The sequence below is a fragment of the Sphingopyxis sp. genome, from assembly GCF_035565275.1.
In the GTDB taxonomy this organism is placed as follows: Bacteria; Pseudomonadota; Alphaproteobacteria; order Sphingomonadales; family Sphingomonadaceae; genus Sphingopyxis.
Map to the genome: position 1 here is coordinate 1 of NZ_DATMST010000080.1, position 6885 is coordinate 6885.

The 6885-nt window shown below is 64.5% G+C and carries 9 protein-coding genes; 2 read left to right on the forward strand and 7 right to left on the reverse strand.

Going from position 1 to position 6885, the window contains the following annotated elements:
* Positions 1 to 269: 269 nt before the first annotated feature.
* Both VN047_RS06225 and VN047_RS06230 read right to left on the reverse strand, forming a co-directional pair.
* A complete protein-coding gene (locus VN047_RS06225) occupies positions 270 to 815 on the reverse strand; it encodes a (2Fe-2S)-binding protein (RefSeq protein WP_325541131.1) in 546 nt (181 codons plus the stop codon).
* 27 nt (positions 816 to 842) lie between these two features.
* A complete protein-coding gene (locus VN047_RS06230; RefSeq protein ID WP_325541133.1) occupies positions 843 to 1607 on the reverse strand; it encodes a class II aldolase/adducin family protein in 765 nt (254 codons plus the stop codon).
* Between the two features lie 274 nt (positions 1608 to 1881).
* Between VN047_RS06230 and rpsU the strand changes: the two genes are divergently transcribed.
* Together rpsU and VN047_RS06240 are read left to right on the forward strand one after the other, a co-directional pair.
* Positions 1882 to 2088 (forward strand): 30S ribosomal protein S21, encoded by a 207-nt coding sequence (gene rpsU / locus VN047_RS06235; protein ID WP_003047635.1) that lies wholly within the window; start codon positions 1882 to 1884, stop codon positions 2086 to 2088.
* A 171-nt stretch (positions 2089 to 2259) separates the two neighbouring features.
* Positions 2260 to 2790, forward strand: coding sequence for an FKBP-type peptidyl-prolyl cis-trans isomerase (locus VN047_RS06240; RefSeq protein WP_325541135.1), 531 nt, complete (start codon positions 2260 to 2262; stop codon positions 2788 to 2790).
* Positions 2791 to 2828: 38 nt separating this feature from the next.
* Here the strand turns inward: VN047_RS06240 and VN047_RS06245 are convergent, their stop codons facing one another.
* Genes VN047_RS06245 through pyrE form a run of 5 tightly spaced genes read right to left on the reverse strand, consistent with a single transcriptional unit; the run spans position 2829 to position 6548 of the window.
* Positions 2829 to 3953 carry an AI-2E family transporter gene (locus VN047_RS06245; RefSeq protein ID WP_325541138.1) on the reverse strand — a complete coding sequence of 375 codons (1125 nt, stop codon included), beginning with the start codon at positions 3951 to 3953 and terminating at the stop codon, positions 2829 to 2831.
* A gap of 19 nt (positions 3954 to 3972) precedes the next feature.
* A complete protein-coding gene (gene lepB / locus VN047_RS06250; protein WP_325541141.1) occupies positions 3973 to 4809 on the reverse strand; it encodes a signal peptidase I in 837 nt (278 codons plus the stop codon).
* Positions 4810 to 4816: 7 nt separating this feature from the next.
* Positions 4817 to 5218, reverse strand: coding sequence for a holo-ACP synthase (gene acpS, locus VN047_RS06255; protein WP_325541143.1), 402 nt, complete (start codon positions 5216 to 5218; stop codon positions 4817 to 4819).
* Entirely contained in the window at positions 5215 to 5964 is a 750-nt protein-coding gene (locus VN047_RS06260) for a pyridoxine 5'-phosphate synthase (RefSeq protein ID WP_325541145.1), read from the reverse strand. The genes acpS and VN047_RS06260 overlap by 4 nt, the downstream gene beginning before the upstream one ends.
* Positions 5961 to 6548 carry an orotate phosphoribosyltransferase gene (gene pyrE, locus VN047_RS06265; RefSeq protein WP_325541147.1) on the reverse strand — a complete coding sequence of 196 codons (588 nt, stop codon included), beginning with the start codon at positions 6546 to 6548 and terminating at the stop codon, positions 5961 to 5963. The genes VN047_RS06260 and pyrE overlap by 4 nt, the downstream gene beginning before the upstream one ends.
* Positions 6549 to 6885 lie beyond the last annotated feature (337 nt).

The following is a 6885-nucleotide window of genomic DNA, read 5'->3' on the forward strand; positions in this document are numbered from 1 at the left end:
CGCCGCGCGGACCCCGGTCGCCGCGATCGCCGCGTTGCGCGATCTGTACGCGCTCGCCCGACGCCTGTGCAGCGGCTGGCGCAATGGGGGTCAGGATCGTCGCAGCGATCAGCAACCCTCCGAACATCTTCTTCATCTCACCATACTCCAACTCATGTCCCGCATGCTGAAGACGCCAGCCGGGATGATGAAGCGATTCTTACACGGCGCAAGATGATCGACGGCTGACCGGACCGTTGCCTGCGGTTCAGCTAGATGAACGGATGCGTTCAGTTGCCGGAGGGCGGGCGCAGTGCAGAAACCGCCCGCGCCGCGTCTTCGGGGCGAATGCCGGGCGGCGGCGCCGCGGCGATGCGTTCCTCGCCGCGCAGCACGCGTCCGGCGAGGCGGATTGCCGTGCGAATGCGCGGATAAGTGCCGCAGCGGCAGATGTTGGTCATCGCCGCATCGATCTCGGCGTCGCCAGGGTTGCTGTTCGTCCGCAGCAGCGCCGCGGCCGCCATGATCATTCCCGATTGGCAAAATCCGCATTGCGGCACCTGTTCGGCGACCCACGCTTGCTGCACCGCGTGGCTGCGGTCACGCGACAGCCCCTCGATCGTCGTGACGAAACGGCCTTCGCACTCGGCGATCGTGACCATGCAGCTGCGGATCGCTTCGCCGTCGATGTCGACGGTGCACGCACCGCAATCGCCGGTGCCGCAGCCATATTTCGTCCCGGTCAGGTTCGACGCGTCGCGTAGCGCCCACAGCAGGGGCGTTTCGGGTTCCATGCGATATTCGACCGGGCGGTCGTTGACCGAGAATCGCGTCATGCCGGCCCTGTTACCCGAACGCGTGGATTAGTCACGCCAGCTCGTGTCGATCTTGTCGACCTTGCGCACCATCGCGTCGAATTCGGCCTTGCCTGCCTGTCCGGGGATCGATGCCATGAACAGGTCGCGTTGATGGACCGCGATCACCTCCTGCGGAACGACAATCGGCTTGCCCATGCTCATCGTCGCGAGCTGGATTTCGCACGCCCTTTGCAGCGCCCAATATTTGATGAAGGCTTCGGTCAGCGTCTTGCCCATCACGACGGGGCCATGGTTCTTCAGCATCAGGATGCGCTTGTCGCCGAGGTTCTGGACCAGCCGCTCTCCTTCTTCCTCGCGCACCGTCACGCCCTCGAAATCATGATAGGCGAGTTGGCCGGCGAAATTGCAGGCGTAGAAATTGACCGGCTGCAGCCCGCCTTCGAGTGCGCAGACTGCGGTCGTCGCGGTGGTGTGCGTGTGGATGATCGCATGGGCGTCGGGCAGCACGCGGTGGAACAGGCTGTGCTGGACAAAGCCGGCCTTGTTGACGTGCCACGGATTGTCGGCATCGACCTTGTTTCCGTCGATGTCGATCTTGATCAGGCTCGACGCCGTCACTTCGCTGAAATGCATGCCATAGGGATTGATGAGGTAGCTGCCTTCCTCGTCGGGAATCTTCACCGTGATATGGTTGAAGATCATCTCGTCCCAGCCCATCATCGCGAAAATGCGATAGCAGGCGGCAAGCTCCTGCCGCGCCGTCCATTCGGCTTCGCTATATTTGCTGTTGCGCTTGAGCTGGGTTGCCATGGCCTGTCCCTTCAGTGTCAGTTTTCTCCTGCTACCTATGCCACAAGCTGACGGGGCGGTACAATCCCGCGAGCGGGCAGGGCGGTCTTCGCCGGCGACCGGTGCGGTTCGCCGCGTTGGGGCTTGCATTTCGGCGCGAATCTCTCTAGTTGGCGCTGCATCGGAACGTCGCGTGATCGCGGCGCTCTTTTTATTGCCCGAATATCGGCGGTTTAAGGCGGACCGGTTCACCGGTGGCCCAGATCGTTTTGACGAACAGGAGACGACACGGCGTATGCAGATCATCGTTCGCGACAATAATGTCGACCAAGCCCTTCGCGCGCTCAAGAAGAAGTTGCAGCGTGAGGGCGTGTATCGCGAAATGAAGCTGCGCCGTCACTACGAGAAGCCCAGCGAAAAGCGCGCCCGCGAGCGTGCCGCCGCTGTCCGTCGCGCCCGCAAGATGGAGCGCAAGCGGATGGAGCGTGACGGGATCAAGTAAGCCCGTCTTCCCGTTCGGGATCCAGTTCGTGAAAAGGGCGCTGCGGGCAACCGCGGCGCCCTTTTTCGTGTCCGCGCACGCATAATTGTCTCTGGACCGCCGCGCGGCTCAACGCCTATAGGCCACGCCAGCATTTTCGCCCCGACCGGGGCAGCGGAAGGATCATCCAAGATGAGCGTAACGACGGTTCCATTGCGCCCGGTAAGCAAGGGCGGCCTGTGGCTGATGTGGTTCGGCCTTGCAGCCCTGCTGGTCGCGGGTGCGGCTTTTGCCTGGCACATGACTCCGCGGATCGGGTTCGAGGTCGTCAAGGAAGGGACGGGGAAGAGCCCGACCAAGGCCGACGTTGTGCTCGTAAAATATGAAGGCAAGCTCGACGACGGCACCGTCTTCGACGCCAACGAACAGGCGCCGATGCAGGTCGCGCAGGTGGTTCCGGGCTTTTCGGAGGCGCTGACCCGCATGAAGAACGGCGGCCAGTACAAGATCAGCATTCCGCCGCAACTCGGTTATGGCGACCGCGCCGTCGGGCCGATCCCGGCGGGCAGCACGCTGCACTTCGACGTGACGCTGCTCGACTTCCGCTCGGAGGCCGAGGTTCGCGCGATGCAGCAGCAGATGCAGCAACAGCAGCAGATGATGCAGCAGCAGGGCGCTCCCGGTGGTCCGGCCGGGCCGCCGCCCGGAGCGCCGCAGCGGTAAAGGCGGCGTGACCTGACAGAAGCCGAAGCGGCGGCGGGCTAGGAGCCTGTCGCCGTTTTCGTATTCGCGGCGCCGGCGTTGCGTTCGGCCTCGCGTTCCAATGCGACCTTGATCATCGCGACGATCGGGTCGGCGAGGAACAACCCCATGAGCCCCAGCAGGGCACCGAACAATATCTGTGCGCCGAGGACGAGCGCCGGGGCGAGGTCGACGGTCTTTTTGGCGACCATCGGGACGATCAGATAACCATCGACCGTCTGGACGATGAAATAGATCGCGATCGCCCAGAGCCCGGTATCGGTCCCCGCCGAAAAACCGACGAGGACGAGAAGCACGCCCGACACGATCGCGCCGATGTTGGGGATGAAGGCGAGCAGGCCGGTGAGCAGCCCCATCAGCGCCGCCATCGGGATGCCGACGGCAAGGCAGGCGAGCCAGGTGCCGATGCCTTCGACGAGCATGCCGAGCAGGCGGCCTGCCATCAGCCGGCGCAGCGTGAAGCCCATGCGCGCGGTGGTGATGTAGAAATTCTCGCGGCTTTTCATCGGCAGCATCCACGCGACGCCGCGTTCATAGAGCCGCGGTTCGATCGCGATGAAAATGCCTAGCACGATGATCATGACAAGGCTGGTCAGCCCGCCGAGCACCGTGCCGACCGCCGCGGTGACGCGGCCGACGGTGCCCGCGATATTTTCGGTGATCGTCTTGGTGTCGAGCTGGAGATTGCCCATGCCATGATCGCTCGCCCATTCGGCGATGCGTTCGATCTGTGCCATCACGACGGTCTGCAAGGTCGCGGCCTGATCGGCGATCTGCGAGCCTGCGAACATGATCGTCCAGCCAAGGAAGGCGAGCAGCGACAGGCAGACGATCAGCAGCCGCCATCCGCGCCCGATCGGCAGCACGCGGCCGAGCAGGCGCGTCCCGCCGTCGAGCATCGAGGCCATGACGATACCGGCGAAGATCAGGAGGATCGGCTGGATCAGCACGATGCACACGCCGATCAGCAGTGCGAGGCCGATCCACACGCCCGCCTTCAGCAATTCGGTGCGGACGAGCTGACTGCGAATCTCCGTGGGGCCGGGGGCTTCCTTGTGCGCTTCGGCCTTGGCTACGGCGGACGCAGCGGTGCGGGTTGCTGCTGGTTTTCGTGTCGCCGCCATGCCGTCGCTCCCCGTTGTTCTAATTGCCCTGACGCTCGGGGCGCAGGTCGGTTCCCGCGCGCCCCGATCTCAGGGCGTTAAACCAGCTCAATGGGTTATACCATTCGGCGGTTCCATCGGTCGAGAAGCTGATGATCTCGGCGCGCCCGGCGATGGCGTCGAAGGGGACGGCCCCCCCGAGGCCCTTCTGGTTCGTGTCGACGCGGCTGTCGGCGCTGCCGTCGCGGTTGTCGCCCATCAGGAAGACATGATCGGCGGGTACGGTGACCGGGCCATAGTTATCGGTCGTGTAACCCGGACCCATGTCGATCGTGTCGAAGGTGGCGCCGCCGGGAAGGGTTTCGCGGACGATCGGAAGCTCCAGTGCCTCCTTTCCGCTTGCGTCGCGGGTTACGAAGCGGAACAGGCTGCTGTCGGGGCCGGGCAGGTTCGGATCGACGGGGATCGACAGCATCGGCTGCACTTCGCGCTTCACCGGCTTGCCGTTGATGCTGAGTTCGCCGTTCCGGAGCTGGATCGTGTCGCCGGGCAGGCCGATCACCCGCTTGATATAGTCGATCCGCGTCACCGGATGCTCGAGGACCACGATATCACCACGCTCGGGAAGCTTGCCGAACAACCGGCCTTCGATCTTGGGCGCGAGGTGAAAGCTCACCGAGGAATAGGACCAGCCATAGGGATATTTGCTGACGATCAGCCGGTCGCCGTTGCGCAGCACCGGCATCATCGAATCGGAAGGGATATAGAAAGGCTTGGCGACGCAGCTGTGGATTCCGAGGACAAGGAGCAATATCACCACGATATCGCGGATCAGCTTGCCCCAGCCCCCGTCGTCCTTCGACTTGTCATTCACCATAAAAATGTCAGTCCTTGATTGCTTCGATGATGACAAAGGCCTGTGCCCACGGATGGTCATCGGTTAGCGTAAGATGGATATGCGCGGTGTGACCAGGTGGAATCATCTGCGCGAGCCGTTCGGCGGCGCCGCCGGTCAGCGCGAGCGTCGGTGCGCCCGAGGGGGCGTTGACGACGCCGATGTCCTTCATGAACACGCCGCGCTTGAAGCCGGTGCCGACGGCCTTCGAGAAAGCCTCTTTCGCGGCAAAGCGCTTCGCGTAGGTGCCGGCGCGGGTGAAAGGGCGCCGCGCCGCCCTGGCCTTTTCGACCTCGGTGAAGACGCGATTTTCGAATCGCTCGCCAAAGCGGTCGAGCGACGCCTGGATGCGCTCGATATTGCAGAGATCCGAGCCGAGCCCGATGATCACAGCGCGCCCCGCGCCTCATCCATCAGCGCGCGCATCCGGCGGACCGCCGGGTCGAGCCCGGTGAAGATGGCCTCGCCGATCAGATAATGGCCGATATTGAGCTCGGCGAGCTGCGGGATCGCGGCGACCGGCACGACGTTGTCGTAGGTGAGGCCATGCCCCGCATGCGGTTCGATGCCGTTCTTCCACGCGAGCGCGGCCGCGTCGGCGAGGCGGCGCAGTTCGGCGGCGCGTTCCTCGCCCTCGCAATGGGCGTAGCGGCCGGTGTGAAATTCCACGACAGGCGCGCGCAGCCGCATCGCAGCCTCGATCTGCCGCGCGTCGGGTTCGATGAACAGGCTGACGCGGATCCCCGCGTCGTTCAGCCGCGCGACAATGGGAGCGAGGTGGTTATGCTGTCCCGCCGCGTCGAGCCCGCCCTCTGTCGTGCGCTCTTCGCGCTTTTCGGGAACGATGCACGCGGCATGCGGGCTATGTCGCAGCGCGATCTCGACCATCTCGTCGGTCGCCGCCATTTCGAGATTGAGCGGCAGGTCGGTCGCCGACTGGATTCGCGCGAGGTCGTCGTCGCGGATATGGCGCCGGTCTTCGCGCAGATGCGCCGTGATCCCGTCGCCGCCGACCGCCGCGACGATTTCGGCGGCGCGTACCGGATCGGGATGCTCGCCGCCGCGCGCGTTGCGGATCGTCGCCACATGGTCGATGTTGACGCCGAGCCGCAGGCGCGAGGATGAGAGGGTGGTCAAGCCGCCTTGCTCCGGCTGCCCGGCTTCACCGCTTCGGTTCCGGCCAGTTCGGGCGGCAGTTCGTCCTCAGCATAGGTGGGGAAATTGATTGCGACCAGCGGATAGAAGGGGACGCCGAGATCGACGCTGCCCGCCGACCGGTCAACCAGCGCGGCTTCGGCGACGACCTCGCCGCCGGCGGCGCGCACCGCCTCCATCGCTTCGCGCGACGACAGGCCGGTCGTCACGACGTCCTCGACCATCAGTACCTTGGCGCCCGGTTCGATCGTGAAGCCGCGGCGCAGTTCGAAAGTGCCGGTCGGCCGCTCGACGAAGATCGCCGGTTTGCCGAGTGCGCGGCCGATCTCGTGTCCGATGATGACGCCGCCCATCGCCGGCGAGACGACGATGTCGATCGCCTGCTTGAGGTCGCGCGGCAACTTCGCTGCGAGTGCGACGGCGAGCCGTCCGGCGCGTTCGGTGTCCATCAGTACGCGCGCGCACTGCAGGTAAAATTCGCTGTGACGGCCGGAAGAGAGAAGGAAGTGGCCCTGCAGCAAGGCGTCGGCGGCGCGGAATTCGGCCAGGATTTCATCATCGGTCATGGAAGGGTTGTTCTTTTGTCCTGTGCGTCGCTCATGGTGTGCGACCGGGTTTTGGCGGCGAAGATTATCCAGCCGCAAAATAGTGTTAGAGATGCTTGAGGCAAGCGGCAAGCGGGTCTATAGCGCCCGCGAGTTTCAGCCCCTCCGCCGGCTGCCGCGACCTGTGTCCGGCCGTTGCAGCGAGGGGAGGGACCATCGATAAGAACAACAGGCAACGGGCGGCACTATCCTTATGAAGAGCTTGAAAACCCTTGTAATTGCGGCGGCTTTGTCGCTTGGCGCGGTGGGCGCCAGCCATGCGCAGGCACCTGCTGCGGCCCCGGCCGAAGCGCCCGCC